26 protein-coding genes are annotated in these 26,246 nt (G+C 73.1%); 13 read left to right on the plus strand and 13 right to left on the minus strand.

What is annotated here, in order from left to right:
• The first annotated feature begins 83 nt into the window (after positions 1–83).
• Positions 84–800, plus strand: coding sequence for a GAF and ANTAR domain-containing protein (locus LBW97_RS09510; RefSeq protein ID WP_224499182.1), 717 nt, complete (start codon positions 84–86; stop codon positions 798–800).
• A gap of 6 nt (positions 801–806) precedes the next feature.
• On the opposite strand, the gene LBW97_RS20405 is transcribed toward LBW97_RS09510, so the two are convergent.
• From LBW97_RS20405 to LBW97_RS09525, 3 genes are all read right to left on the minus strand, one after another.
• A complete protein-coding gene (locus LBW97_RS20405; RefSeq protein WP_224499183.1) occupies positions 807–1,661 on the minus strand; it encodes an MEDS domain-containing protein in 855 nt (284 codons plus the stop codon).
• A gap of 81 nt (positions 1,662–1,742) precedes the next feature.
• A complete protein-coding gene (gene pntB / locus LBW97_RS09520; RefSeq protein ID WP_224499184.1) occupies positions 1,743–3,158 on the minus strand; it encodes a Re/Si-specific NAD(P)(+) transhydrogenase subunit beta in 1,416 nt (471 codons plus the stop codon).
• A complete protein-coding gene (locus LBW97_RS09525) occupies positions 3,155–4,714 on the minus strand; it encodes a Re/Si-specific NAD(P)(+) transhydrogenase subunit alpha (protein WP_224499185.1) in 1,560 nt (519 codons plus the stop codon). Before LBW97_RS09525 ends, pntB begins: the two co-directional genes overlap by 4 nt.
• A 307-nt stretch (positions 4,715–5,021) precedes the next feature.
• Between LBW97_RS09525 and LBW97_RS09530 the strand changes: the two genes are divergently transcribed.
• The 3 genes from LBW97_RS09530 to LBW97_RS09540 all read left to right on the plus strand — a co-directional run bounded on the left by LBW97_RS09530 (position 5,022) and on the right by LBW97_RS09540 (position 8,837).
• Complete coding sequence (locus LBW97_RS09530) at positions 5,022–7,097, plus strand: EAL domain-containing protein (protein ID WP_224499186.1); 2,076 nt, start codon at positions 5,022–5,024, stop codon at positions 7,095–7,097.
• A complete protein-coding gene (locus LBW97_RS09535) occupies positions 7,094–7,930 on the plus strand; it encodes an HDOD domain-containing protein (RefSeq protein WP_224499187.1) in 837 nt (278 codons plus the stop codon). Before LBW97_RS09530 ends, LBW97_RS09535 begins: the two co-directional genes overlap by 4 nt.
• 109 nt (positions 7,931–8,039) lie before the next feature.
• Entirely contained in the window at positions 8,040–8,837 is a 798-nt protein-coding gene (locus LBW97_RS09540; RefSeq protein WP_224499188.1) for an SDR family oxidoreductase, read from the plus strand.
• Between the two features lie 70 nt (positions 8,838–8,907).
• Here LBW97_RS09540 and LBW97_RS09545 read toward each other — a convergent pair whose 3' ends face one another.
• From LBW97_RS09545 to LBW97_RS09560, 4 genes are all read right to left on the minus strand, one after another.
• Positions 8,908–10,221, minus strand: a complete 1,314-nt coding sequence (locus LBW97_RS09545) for a hypothetical protein (protein WP_224499189.1) — start codon at positions 10,219–10,221, stop codon at positions 8,908–8,910.
• Positions 10,222–10,443: 222 nt separating this feature from the next.
• Complete coding sequence (locus LBW97_RS09550; RefSeq protein WP_224499190.1) at positions 10,444–11,607, minus strand: acyl-CoA dehydrogenase family protein; 1,164 nt, start codon at positions 11,605–11,607, stop codon at positions 10,444–10,446.
• A gap of 6 nt (positions 11,608–11,613) precedes the next feature.
• On the minus strand, positions 11,614–12,789 hold the full coding sequence (locus LBW97_RS09555) for an acyl-CoA dehydrogenase family protein (protein WP_224499191.1): 1,176 nt from the start codon (positions 12,787–12,789) through the stop codon (positions 11,614–11,616).
• Between the two features lie 112 nt (positions 12,790–12,901).
• Complete coding sequence (locus tag LBW97_RS09560) at positions 12,902–13,912, minus strand: LacI family DNA-binding transcriptional regulator (RefSeq protein WP_224499192.1); 1,011 nt, start codon at positions 13,910–13,912, stop codon at positions 12,902–12,904.
• A gap of 40 nt (positions 13,913–13,952) precedes the next feature.
• Here LBW97_RS09560 and LBW97_RS09565 point away from each other — a divergent pair, with 40 nt between their 5' ends.
• Positions 13,953–14,210 (plus strand): hypothetical protein, encoded by a 258-nt coding sequence (locus LBW97_RS09565; protein ID WP_224499193.1) that lies wholly within the window; start codon positions 13,953–13,955, stop codon positions 14,208–14,210.
• Positions 14,211–14,248: 38 nt separating this feature from the next.
• Positions 14,249–15,745, plus strand: coding sequence for a mannitol dehydrogenase family protein (locus LBW97_RS09570; RefSeq protein WP_224499194.1), 1,497 nt, complete (start codon positions 14,249–14,251; stop codon positions 15,743–15,745).
• On the opposite strand, the gene LBW97_RS09575 is transcribed toward LBW97_RS09570, so the two are convergent.
• The 3 genes from LBW97_RS09575 to LBW97_RS09585 all read right to left on the minus strand — a co-directional run bounded on the left by LBW97_RS09575 (position 15,738) and on the right by LBW97_RS09585 (position 18,020).
• Positions 15,738–15,968, minus strand: coding sequence for a hypothetical protein (locus tag LBW97_RS09575; protein WP_224499195.1), 231 nt, complete (start codon positions 15,966–15,968; stop codon positions 15,738–15,740). The two genes, LBW97_RS09570 and LBW97_RS09575, sit on opposite strands and share 8 nt — an antisense overlap.
• 39 nt (positions 15,969–16,007) lie before the next feature.
• Complete coding sequence (locus LBW97_RS09580; protein ID WP_224499196.1) at positions 16,008–17,180, minus strand: 4-hydroxybenzoate 3-monooxygenase; 1,173 nt, start codon at positions 17,178–17,180, stop codon at positions 16,008–16,010.
• A 63-nt stretch (positions 17,181–17,243) separates the two neighbouring features.
• A complete protein-coding gene (locus LBW97_RS09585; protein ID WP_224499197.1) occupies positions 17,244–18,020 on the minus strand; it encodes an IclR family transcriptional regulator in 777 nt (258 codons plus the stop codon).
• Between the two features lie 71 nt (positions 18,021–18,091).
• On the opposite strand from LBW97_RS09585, the gene pcaH reads away from it, so the two are divergent.
• The 6 genes from pcaH to LBW97_RS09615 all read left to right on the plus strand — a co-directional run bounded on the left by pcaH (position 18,092) and on the right by LBW97_RS09615 (position 23,020).
• On the plus strand, positions 18,092–18,838 hold the full coding sequence (pcaH, locus tag LBW97_RS09590) for a protocatechuate 3,4-dioxygenase subunit beta (protein ID WP_224499198.1): 747 nt from the start codon (positions 18,092–18,094) through the stop codon (positions 18,836–18,838).
• Entirely contained in the window at positions 18,835–19,494 is a 660-nt protein-coding gene (gene pcaG / locus LBW97_RS09595) for a protocatechuate 3,4-dioxygenase subunit alpha (RefSeq protein WP_224499199.1), read from the plus strand. Before pcaH ends, pcaG begins: the two co-directional genes overlap by 4 nt.
• A 25-nt stretch (positions 19,495–19,519) precedes the next feature.
• A complete protein-coding gene (gene pcaB, locus LBW97_RS09600) occupies positions 19,520–20,845 on the plus strand; it encodes a 3-carboxy-cis,cis-muconate cycloisomerase (RefSeq protein WP_224499200.1) in 1,326 nt (441 codons plus the stop codon).
• A complete protein-coding gene (gene pcaD / locus LBW97_RS09605; RefSeq protein ID WP_224499201.1) occupies positions 20,842–21,618 on the plus strand; it encodes a 3-oxoadipate enol-lactonase in 777 nt (258 codons plus the stop codon). The genes pcaB and pcaD overlap by 4 nt, the downstream gene beginning before the upstream one ends.
• The gene (gene pcaC, locus LBW97_RS09610) at positions 21,615–22,013 is read left to right on the plus strand and encodes a 4-carboxymuconolactone decarboxylase (RefSeq protein ID WP_224499202.1); all 399 of its coding nucleotides are present in this window, start codon (positions 21,615–21,617) and stop codon (positions 22,011–22,013) included. The genes pcaD and pcaC overlap by 4 nt, the downstream gene beginning before the upstream one ends.
• A gap of 128 nt (positions 22,014–22,141) precedes the next feature.
• Positions 22,142–23,020 carry an endonuclease domain-containing protein gene (locus LBW97_RS09615; RefSeq protein WP_224499203.1) on the plus strand — a complete coding sequence of 293 codons (879 nt, stop codon included), beginning with the start codon at positions 22,142–22,144 and terminating at the stop codon, positions 23,018–23,020.
• Between the two features lie 69 nt (positions 23,021–23,089).
• Here the strand turns inward: LBW97_RS09615 and LBW97_RS09620 are convergent, their stop codons facing one another.
• Entirely contained in the window at positions 23,090–23,758 is a 669-nt protein-coding gene (locus LBW97_RS09620) for a CoA transferase subunit B (RefSeq protein ID WP_224499204.1), read from the minus strand.
• Positions 23,755–24,555: a CoA transferase subunit A gene (locus LBW97_RS09625; RefSeq protein WP_224499205.1), complete on the minus strand. Its 801-nt coding sequence runs from the start codon at positions 24,553–24,555 to the stop codon at positions 23,755–23,757. The genes LBW97_RS09620 and LBW97_RS09625 overlap by 4 nt, the downstream gene beginning before the upstream one ends.
• Before the next feature lie 212 nt (positions 24,556–24,767).
• Between LBW97_RS09625 and LBW97_RS09630 the strand changes: the two genes are divergently transcribed.
• A complete protein-coding gene (locus LBW97_RS09630) occupies positions 24,768–25,109 on the plus strand; it encodes a zf-TFIIB domain-containing protein (RefSeq protein ID WP_224499206.1) in 342 nt (113 codons plus the stop codon).
• 13 nt (positions 25,110–25,122) lie between these two features.
• On the opposite strand, the gene LBW97_RS09635 is transcribed toward LBW97_RS09630, so the two are convergent.
• Complete coding sequence (locus LBW97_RS09635) at positions 25,123–26,112, minus strand: sensor histidine kinase (RefSeq protein WP_224499207.1); 990 nt, start codon at positions 26,110–26,112, stop codon at positions 25,123–25,125.
• Between the last annotated feature and the right edge of the window lie 134 nt (positions 26,113–26,246).

The following is a 26,246-nucleotide window of genomic DNA, read 5'->3' on the forward strand; positions in this document are numbered from 1 at the left end:
CGCCGTCCCCTCGTGCGGGTCCGTTCGGACACCACGTTCTGAGCCGGGACGTGCATCCGGGTCGCAACAGACCGGAGGCCCTCGTGGCCCGCGACCGTGCCGTTCTGCCTCCCGAGGCAGCGCTCGACGAGCTGGGCCGGATTCGGTTGAGCGACCACTCGATGGACTCGGTCCTCGACGAGATCGTGCGCCTGGCCCGGCAGGGGCTCGCCGAGGACATCGAGGCGTCGGTGACGCTCATCCGCCAGGGCTCACCGTTCACGGCGGCGTACAGCGGTGACCTCGCGAAGGACCTGGACGAGCAGCAGTACGGGCGGGGGGACGGTCCGTGCCTGGAGGCGGCAACGCACGGCCGTCCGGTGACGATTCCCGACACCGCCGCCGACGACCGCTGGCCGGACTACCTCCGGGTCGTCCGCGAGCGGGGCTGCCGGAGCGTGATGTCCCTGCCCTTCCCCGTGCAGGAGCAGCTCAGCGGCGGGTTGAACGTTTACGGACGGGGGCCTGCGGCCGTCGACGGGGAAGCGCGCGGCTTCGCGGAGCGCTTCGCCTCCTACGCCGCCGTCGTGGCCGGCAACATGCTCGCCTACGAACAGGCACGCGAGCAGGCGCAGAACCTGCAGATCGCGCTCAAGTCTCGGGCGGTCATCGACCAGGCGAAGGGTGTGCTGATGGAGCGGTTCAAGCTCACCGCCGACCAGGCCTTCCAGACGCTGGCGCGGTTGTCGATGGAGGGCAACACCAAGGTCCGCGCCGTGGCCGAGCACGTGGTGACGACAGGCGAGGTCCCGAAGCGCTGACCGCGGTCAGGCGGCCGCGGCGAACGACACCCGGGCCCACTCGTCCAGACCGAGCAGACGCCACGTGCGCCGCAGGAGCGCCGGGGCGTTCCACAGCTGCACCTCGCCGCCGTCGTCGGTCACCGACCGCGCCCAGGCGGCGAGAACCCGGATGGCGGCGACGTCGGCGAACTGCAGCTCGGCCAGGTCGAGCGAGTGCGTTCCGGGATGGGCGGGGGAGCAGCCCAGCGCCCGGGTGAGCCGCTCGGCGCCGAGCGTGTCGACGTCACCGGCCAGCACCAGGCGCTTCCCGTCGAAGAACAGCCGGAACGCGGTGGCGGCCGTCGATCGCACCAGCGGGTGGACGGCGGTGACGTCGGCGAGAGCGGACTCCGGCAGGTCGCTCCGGTAGGCGCACATCGCGGACATCCCGGGGCCCGTGGCCATGAACTGGTCGGCCACGTGCTCCCAGCGCACCAGTTCGTCGTGGAGCACCGGGTCGCCGGCCAGAGGGCTCACGTCGGCGAGGACACGCAGACCGGTGTAGCCGTCGGCGAGCGCCCGGCGGGTGGCGGCGTCGTAGAAGGCCCACTGGTTCTCCGCGCTGAACTCGCCGGCCACCTCGTAGGCCTCGGCGAAGGTGAGCACCCGGAGCGTGCCCGCCGCGACGAGCCCGGCAATGCCGCCGAGCGCCGCGGGATCGGCACGCAGCCCCGCGGCCAGGCGGTCGCCGACGCAGAGCAGCCGCTCGCCCCGGGCCAGTCCGCCGGCGAGGAAGGCCATTCCGGCGCTGTGCAGCTCGGCATCGTCCCGGTAGACCCAGCACACGTGCTCGCGCGCCGACGGCTCGGGAACCTCACTGACCTGTCCGTGACGGCGCACGTACCGACAGTAGCTGCTGTCGGCCTATCGGAACAGGGACGTTCGGCACTGATCTGCCGGGATCCACGATCCGTCGGGACCTCAGAGGGCGCGGAGGATGTCCTCCACGCGCTCGCGGGCGTCCCCGAAGAGCATCCGGCTGTTGTCCCGGAAGAACAACGGGTTCTGGACGCCGGCGTACCCGGTGTTCATGGAGCGCTTGAACACCACGACCCGCTCGGCCTCCCACACCCGCAGCACGGGCATCCCGGCGATCGGGCTGGTCGGGTCCTCCGCCGCGGCAGGGTTGACCGTGTCGTTGGCGCCGATGACCAGGACGACGGACGTGCCGGCCAGGTCGTCGTTGATCTCGTCCATCTCGAGGACGACGTCGTAGGGCACCTTCGCCTCGGCCAGCAGCACGTTCATGTGCCCCGGGAGCCGCCCGGCGACGGGGTGGATGCCGAAGCGCACCTGCACCCCGCGGTCGATGAGCTTGCGGGTCAGGTCGGCGACCGCGCCCTGTGCCTGGGCCACCGCCATGCCGTAGCCGGGGGTGATGACCACGGAGTCGGCGTCGCGGAGCAGCTCGGCGACGTCCTCGGCGCCGATCTCGGTGTGCTCGCCGTAGTCGACGTCGGAGGCCGCGGCGCTGCCCTCGTTGCCGAACCCACCGGCGATCACGGAGATGAACGACCGGTTCATCGCCTTGCACATGATGTAGGAGAGGTAGGCCCCCGAGGAGCCGACCAGCGCACCGGTGATGATCAGCAGGTCGTTGCCGAGCAGGAAGCCCGACGCCGCGGCCGCCCAGCCCGAGTAGCTGTTGAGCATCGAGACGACGACCGGCATGTCGCCGCCGCCGATGGAGGCGACCAGGTGCCAGCCCAGCGCCAGCGCGAGGGCGGTGACGACCGAGAGCACCAGCAGGTTCGGCTCGACCACGAACACGACTGTCAGCACGGCGAAGAGCGCGAGGGCGCCGAGGTTCAGCCAGTTGCGGCCGGGCAGCATGAGCGGATTGCTCTTGATCCGCGCCGACAGCTTGAGGAACGCCACGATCGAGCCGGTGAAGGTGACCGCGCCGATGAAGACGCCGATGACCACCTCGCCGGAGTGGATGCCGGCCTCGGCGCCCCTGAGCGTCGATCCGCCGTCGGAGGGATCCGCCCCCTCGACCGACAGGTAGCCGTTCCAGCCGACGAGCACCGCGGCCAGGCCGACGAAGCTGTGCAGCAGGGCGATCAGCTCCGGCATGCCGGTCATCTCGACCGCGCGGGCCCGCCAGAGACCGATGGCCGCTCCGATGACGACCGCCACCACCAGCAGGGTCAGGCCGATGGCGGAGATGTCGCGGGTGGCGACGCCGACGGTCGCGGCGAGCGCCAGCGCCATGCCGGCGATGCCGAAGGCGTTGCCCGACTTGGCCGTCTCGTGCCTGGAGAGCCCGGCGAGGCTGAGGATGAACAGCAGCCCGGCGACGATGTAGGCGGCGGAGGCGGCAGACGTGGCGGTCATCGGGTCGCGCCCTTCGGGCTCGGGCCGCGGGAGAACATGGCCAGCATGCGGCGGGTGACGGCGAAGCCGCCGAAGACGTTGATGCTCGCGAGCAGCGTCGCCACGAAGGCCAGCGTCCGGACGACGCCGTCGTCACTGCTCAGCTGCAGGATCGCGCCGACCACGATGATCCCGGAGATCGCGTTGGTGACGCTCATCAGCGGGGTGTGCAGCGCGTGGTGCACCTTCCCGATGACGTAGAAGCCGACGACGACGGCGAGCGCGAACACTGTGAAGTGGCCGACGAGCTCGTCGGGGGAGAGCGCCGCGACGAGGAAGAGCAGCGCCGCACCCAGGCCGACGAGGGCGAGCTGCCGGCCGGGCTTCGGGGGCTCCGGTGGGGGAGCGGGCTCCTTCGTGGCCGGTGGCGCGGCCGGCGCGGGCGAGGCCGACACCTGGACCGGCGGCGGGGGCCAGGTCTTCTCGCCCTCGCGCACGACCGTGATGGCCCGTTGGACGACGTCGTCGAAGTCGAGGACCAGCCGGCCGTCCTTCTCCGGCGTCAGCAGTGTGAGCAGGCTGACCAGGTTCTGGCCGTACAGCTGCGAGGCCTGCGCCGGCAGCCGGGCGGGCAGGTCGGTGTAGCCGATGATCGAGACGCCGTTGCCGGTCACCACGATCTCGTCGGCGACCGAGCCGGCCACGTTCCCGCCCTGTGCGGCGGCCATGTCCACGATCACGCTGCCGGACTTCATCGAGGCGACCATCTCCTCGGTGATCAGCCGGGGCGCGGGCCGCCCCGGGATCAGCGCGGTGGTGATGATGATGTCGACGTCCTGCGCCTGCTCGGCGTACATCTCGGCGGCGCGGCGGTTGAAGTCCTCGCCCATCTCGCGGGCGTAGCCGTCAGAGCTCGCCTCCTGCTCGCCGGCGGGAACGGCGACGTACTCCCCGCCCAGCGAGCGCACCTGCTCGGCGACCTCCGGGCGGACGTCGGTGGCGCGCACGATCGCACCGAGGCTGCTGGCCGCGCCGATCGCGGCGAGGCCGGCCACCCCGGCGCCGGCGACCAGGACCTTGGCCGGCGGCACCTTGCCCGCGGCGGTGACCTGGCCGGTGAAGAACCGGCCGAAGACGTGCGCGGCCTCGACCACGGCGCGGTAGCCGGCGATGTTGGCCATGGAGCTGAGCACGTCCATGGACTGGGCCCGGGAGATGCGCGGCACCGCGTCCATGGACAGCGCGGTGATCGGCCGCTGCGCCAGCGCGTCCACGAGCTCCGGGCTGAAGGCCGGGCTCAGCATCCCGACGAGCGTGGCGCCGTCCCGCAGGCGGGGCAGTTCCTCGGCCGACGGGGCGCTGACCCGCAGCACGACGTCGGCGCCCCAGGCCTCGTCGGCGGACCCGATCCGGGCGCCGGCCTCGGCGTAGGCGTCGTCGGGGAAGCTGCTCGCCTCGCCCGCCCCGGCCTCCACGACCACCTCGTAGCCCAGCCCGACCAGCTTCGCCACGGTTGTCGGCGTGGCCGCCACCCGTGTCTCGCGGGCGCGTGTCTCGCGCGGAACTCCGATGTGCATCGTGGCGCTCCATTCCTCGGTGGTCAGGCCTCGTCGCCTGTCCGCCAGTGGTGGGGTCGTACGCGGTGCTCGGTGGAACGGATGGATCTTGCCTGTTAACGCGGCGTTCCGACGGATGGTCGCGTGAATGTGAGGGAGCGCACGTCCCGTCGGGTGGCGGCTGCCCCCAGGTGACGGGCTCCCGCGCCGCCCTCCCCCCAACGGGGGACGCCGTGCGCACTCGGGTGCAAGCCCAGGGGGGCCACGACCGAGAACCAACGTGCACGGCGCCGCAGGGTGCCCGGGAGAGATCCACGAGAGGAGGACCGTGAGCGTCACCATGAGCGTGCCCGACGACGACCGCGTTCCGCCGGAGATCGTCTCGTCGGTCTTCTACAGCGCGACCGTCAGCGATCAGCTGGCGCTCGTGGTGGCAGAGGTCGTCGGCAGCCGCATCCGCATCACCTGGGGCAACGTCGGCGCCGTCGAGCTGCTCGGCTACGGCCTGGAGGATCTGCGCGCGCTGCCCGTCGACCACCTGTTCCCGACCCTCGGCGGTGGGGAGCTGAAGCTGCTGCTGCGCCGTGAGCGCGCGGCCCGCATGACGCTGCAGGTGCGGACGGCGAGCGGAGCCACCGTCGAGGCGATCGTGACGACGACGCCGTCGCCGGCGAGCCGGATGTGGACCATCCGCATCGTGTCGACCGCGAGCGAGCAGGAGCGGGCCCTCCGCGCGACCGCCGATGCCCACGAACGACGCTTCTCCACCCTCACCGAGCGCTCCCCGGTGCCGACGCTGCTCTCCGAGCAGGGTATGCGGCTGGCGCACGTCAACGACGCGTTCTGCACGCTGGTCGGCCGCCAGGCCGAGCAACTGCTGGGCACCGGCTGGATCGAGACGGTCCACGAGGACGACCTCGACCTGGTCATCGAGCAGGTCTCGGCCGCGCTCGACGGCGCGGAGGTCGAGACCCAGGCCCGCCTGATGCGGGACGACGGGTCCGTGCGGACGACGATCATCAGGTTCGCCCACCTGTTCACCCCGGGCGTCGGGGCCGGCTTCGTCGGCACCATCGAGGACATCACCGACCGGCTGGCCTTCGAGGCGAAGCTGGCGCACCAGGCCAACCACGACCCGCTGACCGGACTGCCCAACCGCACCCTGCTCGCGCAGTACGTGGCGAGCCGGTTCACCGCGGGCTCCAGCGGACTGGCCTGCCTCTTCCTCGACCTGGACAACTTCAAGGTCGTCAACGACTCCCTCGGGCACACCGCCGGCGACGAGCTCCTGGCGGAGGTCGCCTACCGGCTGCGCGCCGTCGTGCGTCCCAGCGACCTCGTGGCCCGCTTCGGCGGCGACGAGTTCGTGGTGGTCTGCGAGAGCGTGGACGAGGCCGCCGCCGTCGCTCTCGCCGAGCGGATCTCCGTGGAGCTGGCCCGCCCGGTGCGGCTGGGCGGGGTCGACGTCCGGCCCTACGCCAGCGTGGGCGTGACCGTGCAGACCACCGAGCACACCAGCGCCGAGGAGCTCATCCGCGACTGCGACATCGCGATGTACCAGGCCAAGGCCGGGGGGAAGGGGCGGATCACCGTCCTCGACCAGCGGGCCCGCGAGGAGGCGCGCGACAAGCTGCGCCTGGTCGCCGAGCTGCGCGACGCCATCGAGCGGCGGGAGATCACGCTGCTCTACCAGCCGATCTTCAGCACCGCCGACGGCAGCCCGGTCGCCGTGGAGTCCCTGGCCCGCTGGGAGCACGCCGAGCGCGGGGCGATCAGCCCCGTCGTCTTCATCCCGCTGGCCGAGGAGAGCGGTCTGATCGCCGGGCTCGGCCTCCTCGTGCTCGACGAGACCTGCCGGCAGCTGGCCGAGTGGGACCGGCTCATGGGCTGGGCCGCGCCCGCCCGTGCCAACGTCAACGTCTCGGCGCTGCAGCTGGACGCCAACCTCCCGCCGCAGGTCGCCGCGGCGCTGGAGCGGCACGGCCTGAGCCCGTCGCGGATCTCCATCGAGATCACCGAGTCCGCGCTGATGAAGGACCCCGACTCGGCTCAGGAGATCCTGCACCAGCTGCGGGAGATCGGCGTCGAGCTGGCCATCGACGACTTCGGCACCGGCTACTCGTCGCTGGCCTACCTGCGCCACCTCCCGGTGAACTGCCTCAAGGTCGACCGCTCGTTCGTGGCGGAACTGGCCCACGGGCACACCGAGATCGCGTCCGCCGTCATCGCCCTCGCCCGCAGCCTCAACCTGAGCACCGTGGCCGAGGGCGTCGAGACCCCCGAGCAGGCTGCGGAGCTCACCCGCATGGGAGTCACCTACCTGCAGGGCTTCAGCCTCAGCCAGCCCCTGACCGGGGGGCACGCCGCCGCCTGGTTCGCCGCCCATGGAGACCGCACCCGATGACCGTGACCCCGCTGCCGGTCCCCTGGGAGGGGACGCGCCAACTCTTCGACCTGGAGAAGGTGCTGGCCAGCATCGACACCATGGCCGCACAGCGGCCGGTGGCCGCCCAGATCGTCTCGGTGGCCAACTCCGATGACACCAGCGCGAAGGAGCTGTCGCGCATCCTCGCCTCCGACGTCGCCCTGGCCAGCCGGGTCATGAAGCTGGCGAACTCCGCCTACTTCGGCATGCGCGGGCGGGTCACCTCGCTGCAGTTCGCGGTCACCGTCGTCGGCTTCACCACGGTGCGCACGATGGCCACCGTCGCGCTCACCGACCTGGACGACGAGTCGCGGCTGCCGGAGGACTTCTGGGACGTCACCACCAGTCTCGCGCTGGCCTCCTCGGCGCTGGCACCGCGCTTCGGCGAGCGCCCCCAGGACGCCCTGTGCCTCGGTCTGCTCGCCCAGATGGGTGCTGCGCTGCTGAACCACAACGACCGGGAGGGGTACGCCGAGCTGGTGGACGACAATCCCGACTTCACCGCCCGGCGGACCGCGGAACTCCGGCGTTACGGCATCAACAGTGTGCGGCTGACCGCCGTCGCCCTGGAGCAGTGGGGTTTCCCGCACGGGATGACCAGCCGGCTCAACCAGGTCGACGACCTCACCTCCAGGGAGGGCGGTCTGCTCCGCTCCGCCTTCGAGGTGGCCGCCCGGCTCACCGTCGAGGACTACGACACGGTGCCCATCGTGCGGCTGAGCTGCGGCCAGCTCCGCGAGGACGACCTCGTGCCGGTCATCGACCAGGTGCGGGCCGACGCCGACGAGCTCCGCCGGGCCATGCTGGCGTAAGGATCGCCCTTCCCCCCACGCCTCGCACGCTCGGCGCGGGCCCTGCGACGGGTGGCCGTTCCAGCACGTCATCTCCGGCCGTCTTCGCCTCGTCGTGTAGAGATGCCCGATGATCACGCGCAGGGGTACGGGCAGCATCCTCGTGACCGGCGCCGGGCGGGGGATCGGCCGGGCGATCGCCGAGCGCTTCCTCGACGCGGGCTGGCGGGTGGGGCTGTTCGACGTCGATCCCGCCGCCGTGGCCGCGGTCGCGGCGGGTCGGCCGAACGCGGTGCACGGCGAGCTCGACGTGCGGGACGCCGACCAGTGGTGGAGTGCCCTGCAGCGGTTCTGCCCCGACGGCACGCTCGACGTCCTGGTCAACAACGCCGGCGTGCTCGCCTCCGGGCCGTTCGCGGGCATCGATCCCGATGTCCACCGGCGCCAGGTCGACGTCAACGTCACCGGCGTGGTCCTCGGGGCCCGGACCGGTCACGAGTACCTGCGGCGGTCACGGCGTGGCCTGCTGCTCAACCTGTGCTCGGCCTCGGCGCTCTACGGGCAGCCGACCCTGGCGACCTACGGCGCCACCAAGGCGGCGGTGAAGTCGCTGACCGAGGCGCTGGACCTCGAGTGGCGGGCCGACGGCGTCCGGGGGCAGGCAATTCGGGTACGCAGCCTGCTGCCGCTGTTCGTCGACACCGAGATGGTCACCCGCGACGGCCTCGGCATGGCGCCGGTGAAGGCCCTCGGGGTCCGGCTGACGCCGGCGGACGTCGCGGACGCGGCCTGGCGGGTCGTGCACGAGCGGGTACGGCTGCCGCGGTCACCGCACCGCACCGTCGGCCGGCAGACCCGCGTGCTGGCGGTCGCCTCCTCGATGAGCCCGGACTGGGTCAACCGCCTCGTGGTCGGCCGCATCGGCTGAGCCGCGGCCGCCGGGACGTGACGGAGCCCCGCCCCCCTGAAGGGGACGGGGCTCCGTCACGTGCGGGACGTCAGCAGGGACCGACGTCGATGACCTCGGCCATGCCGTCGGGCGACGGCGTGAGGCACACGGTCTCGCCGCCGGTCGCGACCTGCACGCGCGGGCCCACGGCGGTGATCACGAGGTCCGGGGTCGCACCCTCGTACCAGGGCAGGATCTCCGGCAGGAACGCGACGGAGGGCTCTCCACCCTGCTCGGCGGCGACGGTGGCGAGGTCCATGTCGACCCAGGTCGCGAGCGTGTAGGCGTCGAGCACCTCTCCGCCGGCGAACGGGGCGTCGCCGGCCGCCATCGCCTCGTCGAACAGGGCGTTCACGTCGACCTCCACCGAGTCCGACGGCGCGGTGACCGGCTCCGCGTCCAGCACGTCGGCACGCAGCACCAGGTGCCCCGCCGGCTTCTCCAGGAACTGGGCGGCGTCCAGCTCGGCCCGCGTCAGCTCGCCGTCGTTCACCCACACCGACACGGCCACGTCCTGGTCCGGGACCTCGTCGACCGGGGGCAGCTGCTCCTCCAGCGCCGCGGGGTCCTCGCCCGTGGGAAGGATCCCCGGCAGCTCGTCGCGGACGGTGGCGTAGCCCTTGCGCAGGTTCAGCTTCACGACCAGGTGGTCACCCAGGTCGTCGTCCTCGCCCTTGCGCTCGACGCCGACCACGGCGTCCTGGAGTGCCTTGCCGCCCAGCTCCTGCAGGTCGGACTGGAGCTTCGCGTCCTCCTCGACCGTCGCCGCGGTCCCGCTCATCTCCTCGACCTTGGCGACGAGTGCTGCGCCGTCCAGCGACATCCACTCGCCCTCGAGCAGGGCGCGCGCCGGCGCCAGCAGCGCCGCCGGGAGGTCGGCGGCCCCGGCCTCGGCGGCGTCCAGCTCGGCGCGGAAGGACTCGAGGTCGGGTCCCAGGTCGGGGAACTCGTCCGCGAGTCCGTCGACGTCGGCGCGTGCGTACAGCGTCTCGCCGGTCGTCCGCACCTCGACGGCGTCGAGGTCGCCGATCTCGACCACGAAGCGGCCCCCGTCGTCGGCCGGGTCCTCGGCGTCCTTGCCCTCGTCGAACCCGACGACCATCGACGAGGAGAGCAGCGTCGACAGCACGTCGTCGGGCACGTCCTCGCCCTCGCCGGCCTCGTCGGCGGCCGCGATGAACGCGCGGATGTCGTCCTCGGAGCTCGGGACGGAGAGCCGCAGCGCACCCGAGGACTGGTCCCCGAACGCGCGCAGCGCGTCGCGCAGCTGGATCTTGGGCTCGACGCTCTGCAGGCCGCAGGCGGCGACCCCGCTCAGCAGCGCGGCGATCGACCCTCCCGCGAGCAGTCGGTTCAGGCGCACGGGAACCTCCGGGTGTGTCCCGGGGTGGCCCGGGGGCGGGAACGGACGGCGTGAGCCTCGATGCTGCCGGGCCCTCGCGGGGTCAACCGCCGCGCGTGTCGGCGCCGGTGAGGTGCGCGAGTGACGGCAGCGGACGAACCGTGACCGGAGCGTGCCGTACACGCGACAGCGGCACCACCCCCCTGATCGGGGGATGGTGCCGCTGTCAGCGATCGGAGGAGATCAGGCGACGCCGCCACCCGGGGCGTAGGGCGCACCCAGCGGGTCGACCGTCTCGTGCGCCGCGACCTCGGCCGCCAGCCGGTCGGCGGCCCAGTCGCCGTCGCCGAGCAGGTGGTCGATCGCGGTGAGCCGGCTGGTGTAGTGGCCGACCTTGTACTCGGCGGTCACACCGATGCCACCGTGCAGCTGGATGGCCTCCTTGCCGATGTGCCGGCCGGCGCGGCTGGTCTGCAGCCGGGCGCGGTCCGCGGCGGAGACGACGTCGCCGCCTGCGTCCTGCACCATCGACGCCCACAGCGCGGTGCTGCGGGCCAGCTCCAGGGACACGTACATGTCCGCGGCGCGGAAGGTGAGCGCCTGGAACCGGTTGAGGGTCACCCCGAACTGCTTGCGGGTCTTCAGGTACTCCGCGGTGGTGCGCAGCGCGGTGTCCATGGCCCCGATCGACTCGTGGCCGTAGGCGATCCGCGCCGAGGCGAGCCCCTGCTCGATGGCCGCCGTCTGGTCCCCGCCCGCGCCGAGGGCCACCGCGGGGGTGCCGTCGAAGCGGACGTTGGCCGCGCGGCCGCCGTCGTGGGTGCGGTAGCCGGTGCGGGTGAGCCCCGCGGCGTCGCCCTGCACGAGGAAGAGCCCCGTGCCGCCGTCGATCGCCGCCGAGACGACGAGGACGTCGGCCCGGGCGCCGTTCAGGACCGGCTCCTTGGCGCCGGTCAGCGTCCAGCCGTCGCCGGCCTGCGTGGCGGTGACCGCCGACGCGGACGGCGTCCACCGGTTGCCCGGCTCGGCGTGCGCGAAGGCCGGGATGACGCCGCCCTCGGCCAGGGCGGCGAGGAGCTCGCCCTTCTGCTCGTCGGTGCCGACGGCGGCGATCAGCCCGCCGGCCAGCACGACCGCCTCGATGAACGGCTCGGGCGCGAGGACCCGGCCGATCTCCTCGGCGACGATCGCCACCTCGATGGGACCGGCACCCATGCCGCCGTGCTCCTCGGCGAAGGGCAGGCCCAGCAGGCCCATCTCGGCCAGCCGCGACCAGGTCTTCTCGTCGAAGCCCGGGTCGTTGGCGACGACCTTGCGGCGCACCTCGCTGTCGGCGTATGCCCGCTCCAGGAGGCCGCGGACGGCCTCGCGCAGGTCGCTCTGCTCGCTGTCGAAGGTGAAGTCCATGTCAGATCACAGCCCCAGGATCGTGCCGGCGATGATGGTGCGCTGAACTTCGTTGGAGCCTCCGTAGATGGAGACCTTCCGGTAGTTCAGGTAGGACGGCGTGGCGACCCGCGCCCAGTCGGGCACGTCGGAGCCCTCCTCGGCGAAGGAGGAGACCGAGAGCGGTCCGGCGAGGTCCACCAGCAGCTCCATCGCGGCCTGCTGCAGCTCCGAGCCGCGCAGCTTGAGCACCGAGGACGCCGGGTGCGGCTTGCCGTCGGCGGAGTTGGCGACGACGCGCAGCGCGGTGAGCTCCAGCGCGACGAGCTCGTTCTCCAGCTCGGCGATGCGAGCGGCCATCCGCGGGTTCTCCAGCAGCGGGCGGCCGCCCTCGGTGACCTCCTGCGCGTGCTCCTTGGCCTGCGCGAGCAGCCGCTTGGTGGTGCCGATGCGGGCGATGCCGACGCGCTCGTTGCCGAGCAGGAACTTGGCGTAGTCCCAGCCGCGGTTCTCCTCGCCGATGAGGTTCTCGGCCGGGACGCGGACGTCCTCGAAGAAGACCTCGTTGACCTCGAAGCCGCCGTCGATGAGCTCGATCGGCCGCAGGGTCACGCCGGGGGTGTCCATCGGGAAGACCAGCAGCGAGATGCCCCGCTGCTTCTTCTCGGCGGTCGGGTCGGTGCGCACCAGGCAGAAGATCCAGTCGGCGTGCTGGCCGAGCGTGGTCCAGGTCTTCTGGCCGTTGACGATCCAGTCGTCGCCGTCGCGCACCGCGGTCGTGCGCAGCGAGGCGAGGTCGGAGCCGGCATCGGGCTCGGAGAAGCCCTGGCACCACCAGATGTCGAGGTTCGCCGTCTTGGCCAGGAAGCGCTCCTTCTGCTCCTGGTTGCCGAACGCGGCGATGACCGGGCCGATCATGGACGTGTTGAACGCCAGCGGCTCCGGCACGTTCGCCAGCTGCATCTCCTCGCGCCAGATGTGGCGCTGGAGCGGCGTCCAGTCCTTGCCGCCCCACTCCACCGGCCAGTGCGGCGCGCACAGGCCGGCGGCGTTGAGCGCGCGCTGGGCCTCGACGTACTGCTCCTTCGACACGTGCCGGTGGGCCGCGACGGTGTCGCGGATCTCCTGCGGCACCTGCGTGGTGAAGAAGGTCCGCATCTCCTCCCGGAAGGCTTCGAGCTCCGGGGACAGCTGCAACCGCATCGGTCCTCATTCCTGACGGCGGCACTCGTCGTCGCGCGCGCCGTCTCGACGTGTACGTCGGACGATCCCACATCCAGTACCGGCCGGTAGCAACGGCCCGGCCGGAGCGGCGTCAGGCGGGGCCGTGCCCCCCGGGAGCGACCCCCGTCGAGCCGCGGACCACCAGCTGGGAGGGCAGGACGAGCTGCTGGACGGCGGTGGTCGCGCGGCGCGGCGCGGCGGCGGCCTCGAGCAGCAGCTCGACGGCCGCCCGGCCGACGTTCACGTGTGCGCCGCCCAGGGTGGTGAGGCTGGGGGAGCAGAGTTCCGCGGCGAAGATGTCGTCGAACCCGGTCACGCTGACGTCGTCGGGCACGCGGACCGAGCGCGCCGCCAGGCGCTGCAGCATTCCCATGGCCAGCAGGTCGTTGTGCGCGATCAGCGCTGTCGCGCCGGTGGTGAGCGCGGCATCGGCCGCGGCCGCGCCGTGGGCCACGCGAGGGGTGAAGGGGCCCATGCGGACCGCGGTCATGCCGGCCGCTGCCGCGGCCTCGCGGATGGCGGCCCAGCGGCTTCCCGCCATCCACGACTCGCGCGGGCCGGTCAGGTACGCCACCGAGGTGTGACCGAGCGAGGAGAGGTGGGTGATCAGCTGGCGGCACCCCTCGCGCTGGTCGAGGACGACGCTGGGGATGCCGGTGACCTGCCGGTTGACCATGACGACGGCGTGCGAGCCGGCGAGCTCGACCAGGTCCTCCTCGGGCAGCCGGCTGGCCGCGAGGAGGAAGCCGTCGACCGACCGGGACAGCCGGCTGATCTGCTCGCGCTCGATCCGCGGGGACTCCTCGGCGTTGACCAGCACGAGGGTGTGGGCCGAGGCCTTGGCCCGCAGCTCCGCCCCGCGGATGATCTCGAAGAAGTGCGGGTTGCGGATGTCGGAGACGACCATCGCGATCGTCTGCGTGCGCCGGGAGGTCAGGGCCCTGGCGTGCGGGTTCGGTGAGTACCCGAGCTCGGAGGCGACCCGGACGACCAGCTCGCGGGTCGGCCCGCTGACCCGCTGCGGATTGCTGAAGGCCCGGGACACCGTGGAGGTCGCCACGCCTGCGGCTCGGGCGACGTCGTAGATCGTCGGGCTGGTCACGGGCGTGATCAAAGCGTGATCGCGACCCGATGGCAACACTGTGGCAACTGCTTGCCGCGCAGAGTCCGCCCTTTCTAGCGGGCGGGAGGCGGGGGTGTTCCGCGGCGACGTCGACGCCCTGGACGTGCACCAGGTCATCAGCGCCTACTGCGTCTTCCGCACGGCGAACCGGCACACCTTCGGCGCCGTCCTCGGCCGCGACATGCTCGATCCCGCCCGGCGGGACCACCAGCGGCGGATGCTCGGCGACCTGGTCGTGGGCTTCTGCGTCGGCGGTCCGCCGACACCTTCCCGCTGACGCAGGTACGGCGGCCCGACCGGGGGCATGCTCGTGCTGTGGCCCCCGTCCCGAACGACAGCGCCGTGAACCTCATCGCCCTGAACGCCGCCGCCCTGCCCTCCCTCGGCGCGTCGGTGTCGACGCCCTCCTACGACCGGAGCCGGGTGCGCGTCGGCATCGTGCACCTGGGCGTGGGCGGGTTCCACCGCTCGCACCAGGCGATGTACCTGGACCGGCTCATGGAGCAGGGGGAGGCGCTGGAGTGGGGCATCTGCGGGGTGGGCGTGCTCCCGCACGACCGGCGCATGGCCGAGGTGATGGCGGCCCAGGACTGCCTCTACACGCTCGTCGTCCGCCACCCCGACGGCAGCGAGGAGGCGCGGGTGGTCGGTTCGCTGGTCGAGTACCTGTTCGCCCCCGACGACCCCGACGCCGTGGTGGAGAAGATGGCCGACCCGGGCACCCGCGTCGTCACCCTCACCGTCACCGAGGGCGGCTACAACGCCTCCGCCGTCACCGGCGAGTTCGACGGCAGCAACCCCGGTGTGGTCAACGACCTGCAGCCGGGTGCGGCGCTGCGGACGTCGTTCGGGCTGGTCGTCGAGGCCCTCGCCCGCCGGCGTGCGCGGGGGCTGCCGCCGTTCACCGTCGTCTCCTGCGACAACATCCCGGGCAACGGCCGGCTCGCCCGCGCCAGCTTCGGCGCGTTCGCACGGCTCCGCGACGCGGAACTGGGGGAGTGGGTGGAGCGGGAGGTGCCGTTCCCCGACTCCATGGTCGACCGGATCACCCCGGTCACCACCGACGCCGACCGGGCCGGGCTGGCCGAGCGGTTCGGCGTCGAGGACGCGTGGCCGGTGATCTGCGAGCCGTGGACGCAGTGGGTGCAGGAGGACTCCTTCGCGTGCGGGCGGCCTCCGCTGGAGATGGTCGGCGTGCAGCTGGTGGAGGACGTCGCGCCCTACGAGCTGATGAAGCTGCGGCTGCTCAACGCCGGGCACCAGGTGCTGGCCCAGACGGGGCGCCTCGCCGGTCTGCGGTACGTCCACGAGGCGTGCACCGACCCGGCCTTCCGGGAGCTGCTGCGGGGCTACCTCGAGGAGGAGGCGGCGCCCACGCTGCGCCCGGTGCCGGGCATCGACCTGGCCGCGTACCAGGCCGGTCTGCTGGAGCGCTTCGGGAGCCCGGCGATCCAGGACACGCTGGACCGGATCGCCGCGGAGGCCTCCGACCGGATCCCGCAGTTCCTGCTGCCGGTGCTGCGGGCGAACCTGGCCTCCGGCGGGGAGATCCGCCGCGCCGTCCTGGTGCTGGCCGCCTGGGCCCGCTCGCTGGAGGGTGCCGACGACGAGGGCCGCCCCCTGGCTGTCGTGGACTCCCGGAGCGACCGGCTGGTGGCGGCAGCGGGAGCCGAGGACCCGCTGGCCGTCGTCGCCGACCGGGAGCTGTTCGGCGACCTCGCCGACGACGAGCGGTTCGCCGAGGCGTTCCGGGCGGCGCGCGCGTCGCTGCGCGACCAGGGCGTGCGGGCCACGGTGGCGCGGATCAGCTGAGCGGTCCCGCCGTCATCCGGTCGATCACCTGGACCCAGGCTGCGCGCACGGCCGGCTGCCGGTCGGCGGCGACGTCCAGCAGCCGCGCCCCGGCCGCTCCGGTCACGACGATCTCGAAACAGAGCCGGGTGACCAGGACCCGGATCTCGTCCGGGCCGAGGCCGGCGTCGACCAGCGGCTGGACCAGCCAGTCGGTCTCCTGACGGGCGAAGAGGTGCTCCACGCAGGGACGTTCGCGCGCCGGCCCCGGTTCGGATGCGCCTCAGCCCTCGATCGGCAGACCTGTGTAGTTCTCGGCGAGTTCGCGGGCAGCGGCTTCGGAGCCGCAGACCCGGCGCAGCTGGGAGAGCTGCAGCTGGGCGTCGAAGTCGTCGCCCGAGGTGTGCAGCATCGACGTCATCCACCAGGAGAAGTGGGTGCACCGCCACACGCGGCGCAGTGCGGAGTCGGAGTAGGCGTCGACCAGGTCGCTCCGCCGCTCGTTGAGCAGTCGGTCCAGCGCGGCGGCCAGCAGCGTGACGTCGGCGACGGCGAGGTTCAGGCCCTTCGCGCCGGTCGGCGGCACGATGTGCGCGGCGTCGCCGGCGAGGAAGAGCCGGCCCCGGCGCATCGGCGCGCTGACGAACGAGCGCATCGGCAGGATCGACTTCTCGGTGACCGGTCCGGTGTTGACCGACCAGCCGTCCAGATCCAGCCGGCGGGAGAGGTTCTCCCAGATCCGGTCGTCGGACCAGTTGTCGATCGAGTCGGTCGGGTCGACCTGGAGGTAGAGCCGGGAGACGCTGGGGGAGCGCATCGAGTACAGCGCGAAGCCCTCGGGGTGCCAGGCGTAGATGAGCTCGTCGGTCGACGGTGCGGCGTCGGCCAGGATGCCGAGCCAGGCATAGGGGTAGGTGCGCTCCCACAGCTGCCCGGCGGTGCCGGCGGTGACCACCGGCCGCGAGACGCCGTGGAAGCCGTCGGTGCCGGCGACGACGTCGCAGTCGAGCACCTGGGGGTTGCCCTCGGCGTCGGTGAAGCGGATGCGGGGGGAGTCGCCGTCGACGTCCTCGGGGGTCACGTCGGAGACCTCGAAGAGCAGCGGCGGGCCGCCGTCGAGCTGGGCCTTGATGAGGTCCTTGGTGACCTCGGTCTGGCCGTAGACCCACACGGTGCGCCCGCACAGCTCCGGGAAGTCCAGCGTGTGCCGGGTGCCGGGGTACTGCAGGTGGATGCCGCGGTGCTCCATGCCCTCGCGGCGCAGACGGTGGCCGACGCCGGCCTCGGTGAGCGTGTCGACCGTGTGCTGCTCGAGGATCCCGGCCCGGATCCGCGCCTCGACGTAGGAGCGGGAGCGGTTCTCCAGCACGACCGAGTCGATGCCGCGCTGGGCCAGCAGCCGGGAGAGCAGGAGGCCGGCCGGGCCGGCGCCGATGATTCCTACCTGGGTGCGCACGCTGCCGAGTCTGGCGGCGGGCACGCGCCGCCGTCACCGGGTCTTTCGTCCAGCGGAATCGGCTCAGGAGAACTCGTGCGATCGGCCGAGCTCGCGCCCGATGCCGCGCGCGGCCATCTCCAGCGCCGGCACGAGCCGCGCGAGATCGCGTCGGTGCGGCGGGACGACGATGCCCAGCGCCGCGACGGCGAGGGCGCCCGCGGGACGCTCGACCTGCACCGGAACGGCGATCGACGCCGTGCCCGGCGACATCTCCTCGCAGGTGCGGGCGTAGCGACGACGGCGGATCTCGGTCAGCTCGGCCGCGAGCCGCTCGGCGTCGACGACCGTGTGCCGGGTGACCGGGTGCAGCGAGCGCATGACCTGGTCGACGACGTCGTCCGGAGCCGAGGCGAGCAGCACCTTGCCCACGCCGGTCGCGTGCAGCGGCAGCCGGCTGCCGACCTGGCTGACCACCGGCACCGACTCCCGGCCGGAGATCCGCTCGACGTAGAGCGCGGAGACCCCCTCGCGAACGGCGAGGTGCACGGTGTCGCGGATGGTCGTGTGCAGGTCCTGCATGAACGGTGCGGCCACCTGGCGCAGCTCCAGCTGCACCGGCGCCAGCAGGCCGAGGTCCCAGAGCTTGCGGCCGATCTCGTAGCGACCGTCGGGGCGGCGGATGAGCGCGCCCCACTCGGTCAGTTCGCCGAGCAGCCGGTGCGCGGTGGTCAGCGGGGTGCCCGAGCGCTCCGCGATGTCGGAGAGGGAGAGCCGCGGGCTCTCGCTGCCGAACGCGTCGAGGATGCCGAGGGCGCGCGAGGTGACCGAGCGGCCCGGCGCGGCGCTGTGACCGGCCATCCGGAGCAACCTCCCGTCCAGTGGAAGCTTTGGCTTGGGCAGCCTAGCCCGCCCCCCGTACGGTCCCCCTTATGACCGGGACCACAACCGGCGGCGGGCTGCACCTGCCGCGCTACACGCAGGAGGACGCGGCGACGCGTACCCCCGTCGGCTTCCCCGACTACCGCAGCACCGGCCTGCGCGCGCCGCTGCGCACACCGGTCGATCTGCCGCACCGGCTGACCGAGGTCACCGGTCCGGTGCTGGGCGAGGACCGGGTGCTGGCGCACGACGCCGATCTGACCTGGCGCAACGAGGGCGAGGCCATCGGCCAGCGGATCCTGGTGCACGGGCGGGTCCTGGACAGCGGCGGCCGGCCGGTTCCAGGTGCGCTGGTCGAGGTGTGGCAGGCCAACGCGTCGGGCCGCTACCGGCACGTCGTGGACAACTGGCCCGCGCCGCTGGACCCCCACTTCGACGGCCTCGGTCGCGTGGTCACCGACAGCCTGGGCCGCTACGAGTTCCTCACCATCAAGCCCGGCGCCTACCCGTGGGGCAACCACCACAACGCCTGGCGTCCGGCGCACATCCACTTCAGCCTCTTCGGGCGGGCGTTCACCCAGCGCCTGGTCACCCAGATGTACTTCCCCGAGGACCCGCTGTTCGGGCAGGACCCGATCTTCAACGCCATCCCGGCGCCCGCGCGGCACCGGGCGATCAGCCGGTACTCCCTCGAGCGCACCCAGGACAACTGGGCGCTGGCCTACGAGTGGGACATCGTGCTGCGCGGGGTCGACCAGACGCCGTTCGAGACCGAGGACGACGGAGACGTGGCGTGAGCAAGCCGATCGGCAACCCCCTCGACGTCCCGCCGAACCCGAGCGAGCCCTTCCAGCCGCGCTCCGGGCAGCGCGGCAGCGGCTTCCTCAGCGGGCCGCACCGCCTCGGCACCACCCCGAGCGCCACCGTCGGCCCGTACCTGGCCATCGGCCTCAGCTGGGCCGACGGCGAGTTCGCCGCCGAGGAGGGCACCTCGGGTGGTTTCTGGATCCGCGGCACGGTCGTCGACGGAGCCGGCGCCGTCGTGCCCGACGCGATGGTCGAGACCTGGCAGGCCGACCCCGACGGCGGCTTCCCGTCTCCCGAGGACCCGCGCGGCGCCGCGACCTACCCGGGCTTCCGCGGCTACGCCCGCGCCCAGACGCTCTCCGGTGAGTTCAGCATCTTCACCCTGAAGCCGGGCCGGCTGCCCGACGGCGAGGGTGGCCTCCAGGCGCCGCACATCGACGTCTCGATCTTCGCCCGCGGCATCCTCGACCGGGTCGTCACCCGGATCTACTTCGCCGACGAGGCCGAGGCCAACGCCGAGGACGTCGTGCTCCGCGGGCTCAGCGACGAGCAGCGCTCGACGCTGATCGCGACGCCGGGCGACGACGGCTACCGGTTCGACGTCTACCTGCAGGGTGAGCGCGAGACGGTCTTCTTCGCGGTATGAACTGCTGCGTGACTGGAACTGCCGCGTGAGCGGACTCTTCGGCGGCACCTTCGCCCGGGGAGGCGCGGCGGCCGCCGTGTCCGACCCGGCCTGGTTCGACGCGCTGCTCGACGTCGAGGCCGCGCTGGCCCGGGCCGCCGCGGCGACCGGGCTGGTGCCCACGACGGCGGCCGACGCCGTCACCCGCGCCTGCGCCGAGCCGGCCGGACTCGACCTCGCCACCGTGGTCGCGAAGGCGGCCGACGCCGGCAATCCGGTGCCGCCGCTGGTGCGGGTGCTGCAGGCCGCGGTGGGGGAGCGGGACGCCGTCGCCGTGCACGTCGGCGCCACCAGCCAGGACATCCTGGACACCGCCCTGGTGCTGCTGGCCCGCCGCGCGATCAGCGCGATCGACCGGGACCTGGCGCTCGCCGCCGAGGCAGCCGCAGGGCTCGCCAGCACGCACCGGGACGACGTCATCATGGGCCGGACGCTGATGCAGCAGGCGCTGCCCACCACCTTCGGGCTCAAGGCGGCCGGCTGGCTCAGCGGCCTCGACGGCGCGCGGCTGCGGCTGGCCGAGGTCGTCGCGTCGCTGCCGGTGCAGTACGGCGGGGCCGTGGGCACGCTCGCCGCCAGCGCGGGGTCGGGCATCGCCGTGCGCGCCGCCCTGGCCGCCGAGCTCGGCCTGGTCGCCCCCGCCGCACCCTGGTTCACGATGAGGCTGCCGATCGCCGACCTGGCCGGTGCGCTGGGCGCGGCGGCCGGGGTGCTGGCGACCATCGCCGTCGACGTCGTGCTGCTGGCCCAGACCGAGGTCGCCGAGGCGGCCGAGAGCGGCGCCGGTCGCGGCGGTTCCTCGGCGATGCCGCACAAGCGCAACCCCGTGGCCGCCATCTCCGCCCGGGCCTGTGCCCGCCGCGCCCCGGGTCTGGTCGCCACGCTGCTCGGCGCCATGGAGCAGGAGCACGAGCGGGCCGCGGGCGCCTGGCACAGCGAGTGGCCGACGATGACCGACCTGCTGACCACCGTCGGCTCGTCCGCGGCGTGGCTGGGAGAGAGCCTCGATGGGCTGCGTCCCGACGTGGCGCGCATGGCCCAGGCCGTCGGCGCCGCCCGGGACCCGGAGCTCGCCGGTGCCCTCGCCGAGGCGCTGACGCCACGGCTGGGTCGCGGCGCCGCGCACGACGAGGCCGCCGCTGCCGTCCGCGAGGCCGCCGCCACCGGGCGCCCGCTGTCCGACGTGATCGCCTCGCGCGACGACGTCGACGTCACCTCGCTGCTCGCCGGCGGGCCCGACGTGGGCGAGGCGGCTGCGCAGGTGGACGCCGTCCTGGCCGAGCACGCCGAGCTGACCGAGGGAGAACGATGAGCGCCGTCGAGGTCTCGTACACCGTCGACGGAGCGGCCGACGCGCCCGTCGTCGTCCTCGCCAACTCGCTCGGGGCCACCCGCGGCATGTGGGATCCGCAGGTGCCGGCGCTGGCCGAGCGGTACCGCGTGGTGACCTACGACGGCCGCGGGCACGGGGAGTCGCCCGCCCCCGCCGGCCCGTACACGATCGACGACCTGGTCGACGACGTGCTGGGAGTACTGGACCGCATCGGCGCCGAGCGCGCGCATGTCGCCGGGGTTTCGCTCGGCGGGATGGTCGGTCTGCGGATGGCGGCGCGCGAGCCCTCCCGGGTGCACCGGCTCGCGGTGATGTTCAGTTCGGCGAAGGTCGATCCGCAGGGCTTCCTGGACCGGGCCGGGCTGGCCCGCGCCGGCGGCACGGCCCAGTTCGCGCCCGCGGTGGTGCAGCGATGGCTGACGCCGTCGTTCGCGGCCGAGCACCCCGACCTGGTGGCCCGGCTCGAGGCGATGATCGCCGGCGCGGACGACGAGGGCTATGCCGCCTGCTGCGAGGTGGTGGCCGGGATCGACCTGCGCGAGGACCTCGGGCGGATCACCGCGCCCACCCTCGTGGTCTCCGGTTCCGAGGACCCCGCGTTGCCGCCGCCGCACCAGGAGGTCGTCGCCGACGGGATCCCCGGCGCCGCGCTGCTCACCGTGCGGGGCGCGCACCTGGCCAACCTGGAGCGCACGCTGGAGGTCACCGGTGCGCTGCTCGCCCACTTCGATGCTGATGGAGCTGCCCGATGAGCGAGCTGCCGAACACCGATGACGCCCGCCGCGAGGCCGGCATGCGCACCAGGCGGGAGGTGCTGGGCGACGCGCACGTCGACCGCGCCGTCGCCGGCGTTACCCCGTTCACCGAGGGCTTCCAGGACTTCATCACCCGGGTGGCGTGGGGCGACGTGTGGCAGCGGCCGGAGCTGTCGCGGCGCGACCGCAGCCTGATGACGCTGTCGATCACCATCGCGCTGCGGCACTGGGAGGAGTTCGCCCTGCACGTGCGGGCGGCGAAGAACAACGGCCTCTCCGACGAGGAGATCGGCGCCGTTCTCCAGCACGCCGCCGTCTACGCGGGAGTGCCCGCCGCCAACCACGCCTACAAGGTCGCCGGCCCGATCCTCGACGAGCTCCGCGGCGCCTGACCCCTGCTCTCGCGCCCACTGTCGACCTGTCGTCGTCTCGATCTGTCCGACACGACGACAAGTCGACGGTCGAGGGCCCCTGTGGACAGTCGGGGCGCCGATCCGGCCGGACACGGCAGTCTGCCGCGGTGCCCGTCCCGCCTCGCCGTCCGCCCGAGCTCGTCGGCCGGGTCTTCCGGGGCTCGGCCATGGTGGCGCGGGGGCACCTGACTCCCCGTGAGCTGCGGAGCTCGGCCTGGACCCGCGTCTTCCGCGACGTCTACGCCTGCACGAGCGTGGACCTCACCCACGGACTGCGCGCCCGGGCCGCGGCGACTCTCGTCGTGCCGGGCGCGGTGGTCAGCGGCGCCAGCGCCGCGGCGCTATGGGGCGTCGACGTCGCGGACCGGGCGGACGACGTCGAGCTCACCGTGCCGCCGGGGGCGAACGTGTGCCGGGTGCCGGGGATCCGCGTCCGCAGACGGGAGCTCGGGGACGGCGCCGTCGTCCGACGATCAGGGGTCTGCGTGACGTCCGGCGAGACGACCGCGGTCGACCTGGCTCGACACGGCACCCTCGAGGAAGCGGTGATCCGGATCGACCGGCTGGTGAGAGCCCGCGCTGCGTCGCTCACGGGTGTGCGCGCTCTGGCGGGCAGCGCGACGGGACGCGGTTGCCGGCAGGCGCGCCGGGCAGCGGAGCTCGCGGACGGCCTCGCCGAGTCGCCGCAGGAGACGCGGCTGCGTCTGCTGCTGCACGCCTCCGTACTGCCGCGACCGGTCGCCCAGCACGTGGTGCGGGATGCCCGGGGTTTCGTGGCCCGCGTGGACTTCGGATGGCCAGAGGCGAGGGTCGCGGTCGAGTACGAGGGGCTCTGGCACGGGGAGACGCCGCAGCAGGTGGCCGCGGACCGCCGGCGGCTCAACCGGCTCACCGCGGCGGGGTGGACGGTGGTGTTCGTGACCGCGGCCGACCTGCACCGCCCGGCGGAGCTGATCGCGCGCATCGTAGCGGCGCTGGCCCGCTGAGTGTCGGGTTGTCGTCGTCTCCCGGGCGGCGAGACGACGACGACCCGACACTCGACGGAGCGGGGGCGGTCAGACGCCTGCGGGGAGCGGCATCTCGCGGACGTCGTCGGCGATGGCGAGCGGGGCGCCGGTCTTCTCGACGACCTCGTCCACGGTCACGCCGGGCGCGGTCTCGCGCAGCACCAGGCCGCCGGGCGTCACGTCGACGACGGCGAGCTCGGTGATGATCCGGTCGACGCAGGCCTTGCCGGTGAGCGGCAGGGTGCACTCCTGCACGATCTTCGGCGACCCGTCGCGGGCGACGTGCTCCATCATGATGATCACGCGCTTGGCGCCGTGGACGAGGTCCATCGCGCCGCCCATGCCGTTCACCATCTTGCCAGGGATCAGCCAGTTGGCCAGGTCGCCCCGGGTGTTGACCTGCATCGCACCGAGGACGGCGACATCGAGGTGCTTGCCGCGGATCATGCCGAACGACTGCGCGGAGTCGAAGTAGCTCGCCCCGGGCAGGATCGTCACGGTCTCCTTGCCGGCGTTGATGAGGTCCGGGTCCTCCTCGCCCTCGAACGGGTAGGGCCCGACGCCCAGCACACCGTTCTCCGAGTGCAGGACGACGTGCACGCCCTCGGGCACGTAGTTCGGGACCAGCGTCGGCATCCCGATGCCGAGGTTCACGTACTGGCCGTCCTCGAGCTCGAGGGCCACGCGGGCGGCGAGCTGCTCACGGGTCAGGCTCATCGGGGCGTTGCCTCCTCGCCGGCGGCGGCCGGGGTGTCGGAGCGGTCGGTGCGGGGGCGGGTCGTGCGCTTCTCGATCGGCTTGTTCTCGGCGCCCACCACGACGACGCGGTCGACGTAGACCCCGGGCAGGTGCACGTCCTCGGGGCGCAGGTCGCCCGGCTCGACGAGCTCCTCGACCTCGGCGATCGTGATCCGCCCGGCCATCCCGGCCAGCGGGTTGAAGTTGCGCGCCGACTCGTGGAAGTAGAGGTTCCCCTGCCGGTCGCCCTTGAGCGCGTGCACCAGTCCGAAGTCGGCGGTCAGCGCGGTCTCCAGCACGTACTGCTGGCCGTCGAACTCGCGCACCTCCTTGGGCCTGCTCGTCTCGACGACGTTCCCGTCGGCGTCGTAGCGGATCGGGATGCCGCCGTCGGCGACGAGCGTGCCGACCCCCGTCGGCGTGTAGAAGGCGGGGATCCCGGCGCCACCGGCGCGCAGTCGCTCGGCCAGCGTGCCCTGCGGGGTCAGCTCGACCTCCATCTGCCCGGTGAGGTACAGCCGCGCGAGCTCCTTGTTGCCGCCGACGAACGAGCTGATCGTCTTGCGGATCCGCCCGGCGTAGAGCAGGACGCCGAGCGCCTGGTCGTCCACGCCGCAGTTGTTGGAGATCGTCGTCAGATCGTCGGTGCCCTGCTCGAGCAGGGCGTCGATGAGCGCGAAGGGGACCCCGCAGAGCCCGAAACCGCCGACGGCCAGGACGGCGCCGGCCTGCACGTCGGCGACGGCGGCAGCGGCGGAGGCGACGACCTTGTCCACGTCAGGCCTCCCGCTCGAAGCCGACGGTGGGCGCGACGTCCCACGTAGAGCGCGTACGCGTCCGGTCCACCAGGTGCTCCCATCGGTCAGGCTGCTGACGCCCAGTATCGCCGTCGATCGTGATCGGCTCGATGTGCGGTCACCACTGGGTGGAATGTGCCCGCGTCCCTGTGGCGCGGGAACCGGGCGACGACCAGGTCCGTTGCGCGGGCATGGAGCTGACCTGCCCGAAGTGCCACGGAACCATGCGGACCTACGAGCGGAACGGGGTGCACGTCGACCAGTGCTCCGACTGCCGGGGCATCTTCCTCGACCGCGGCGAGCTCGACCGCCTGATCGACGCGGAATCCGCCGTCCACGACGGCCCCGCGCAGCGACCCGACCCGTCGCACCGGCCCTCTGCCCAGCAGCACGGCACGCCGTCGGCCGCGGGTCTCGGCGGAGTGGTCAGCGAGGTGCTCCGGCAGGTGCAGGGCTCCGGGCACTCGTCGTCGCACTCGGGCTACGGGAAGCCGCACAAGAAGAAGTCGCTCATGAGCGAGCTCTTCGGCTGACGCCCGGCGGGGCTCAGGGCAGGCGGAGGGTGAGGCGGACGCTGATGCCGCCGTCGCCCTCGTGGTGCTCGCCGCCCCGGAGGTCGACGTAGTCGCACAGCTGACGGGCGAGCCACAGCCCCATGCCGCCGCGGGAGAGGTCCTCGCCGTGCGCCGGGCCGTACCCGGCGAACGGGTCGTCCCAGCCGGGGCCGCCGTCGGTGATGGTGCAGACGACGCGGTCGGGGGCGGTCCACAGTCGCAGCCCCACCGGAGGCCGGCCGTGCCGCACGGCGTTGGACGTCATCTCGTCCACGGCGAGGAGGAAGTCCTCGACCAGGTCCGCCGGCGCGGTCAGGGCGCTCAGCTCCGTGGCGACCTCGTGCCGCAGGCCGATGAAGTCGGCGACGTCGGCGGCGGCGAACCGCGGGGGAGTGCGCTCCAGCGGCTCGTCGGGCACCGGCATGCTCCGCAGGTGGAGCGCGGGGTCGGTGAACCCCGGGCTGGGCGTCCGGCTCGTCGGGGTGACCAGCTGACGGTGGGTGCGCCGCCCGGCCTCCGTCACGGGGGCGGGCAACCGTCCGGTGTCGTAGAGGCACACGCCCCACAGGTTCCAGCCGCGCAGCGCCTCGTTGATGACCGCCTCGTACCGCTCCCACTCCAGCCAGTCGCGCTCGGTCGGCCCGAAGTCGATCTCGCCGACCACGCGCACGCGGCCGGAGGCGCCGGGCGCGTTCTCCTCGGCGACCCTGCGGAAGGCGGTGATCGCGGCCGGAGCCCGCCGGTCGTAGGCGACGGTCTCGTCGAGCACGAGGATGCGGGGGTCCGCGCCCAGGGCCTCGCGCAGCACCGCGGCGGTGCCCGGCCGGACGGCGACGACGGCGGCGTCCCCGGCCGCGAGACCGTCGGTCAGGAAGGGTGTGACAGTGCCGACGAGGTCGTCGACCGTGTCGTAGAGGAGGGCATCGTGCGGAAAGCCCCCGGGCGCGGGATGCCCGACGCCCCCCGTGGCCGTCCAGTTCACCTGCTGCCCCCGACGTCGTCTCCGCCGGCCTGTGCGGACCGACGGATCCCACGGTAGGCGACGCACGACGGACCGGACACCGGACCTGCCGGTTTCGGCGGCGTCTGCCCGGGCAGGTGACGGGGCGTTCCAGC

The organism is Blastococcus sp. LR1 (genome assembly GCF_020166105.1).
GTDB lineage: Bacteria > Actinomycetota > Actinomycetes > Mycobacteriales > Geodermatophilaceae > Blastococcus.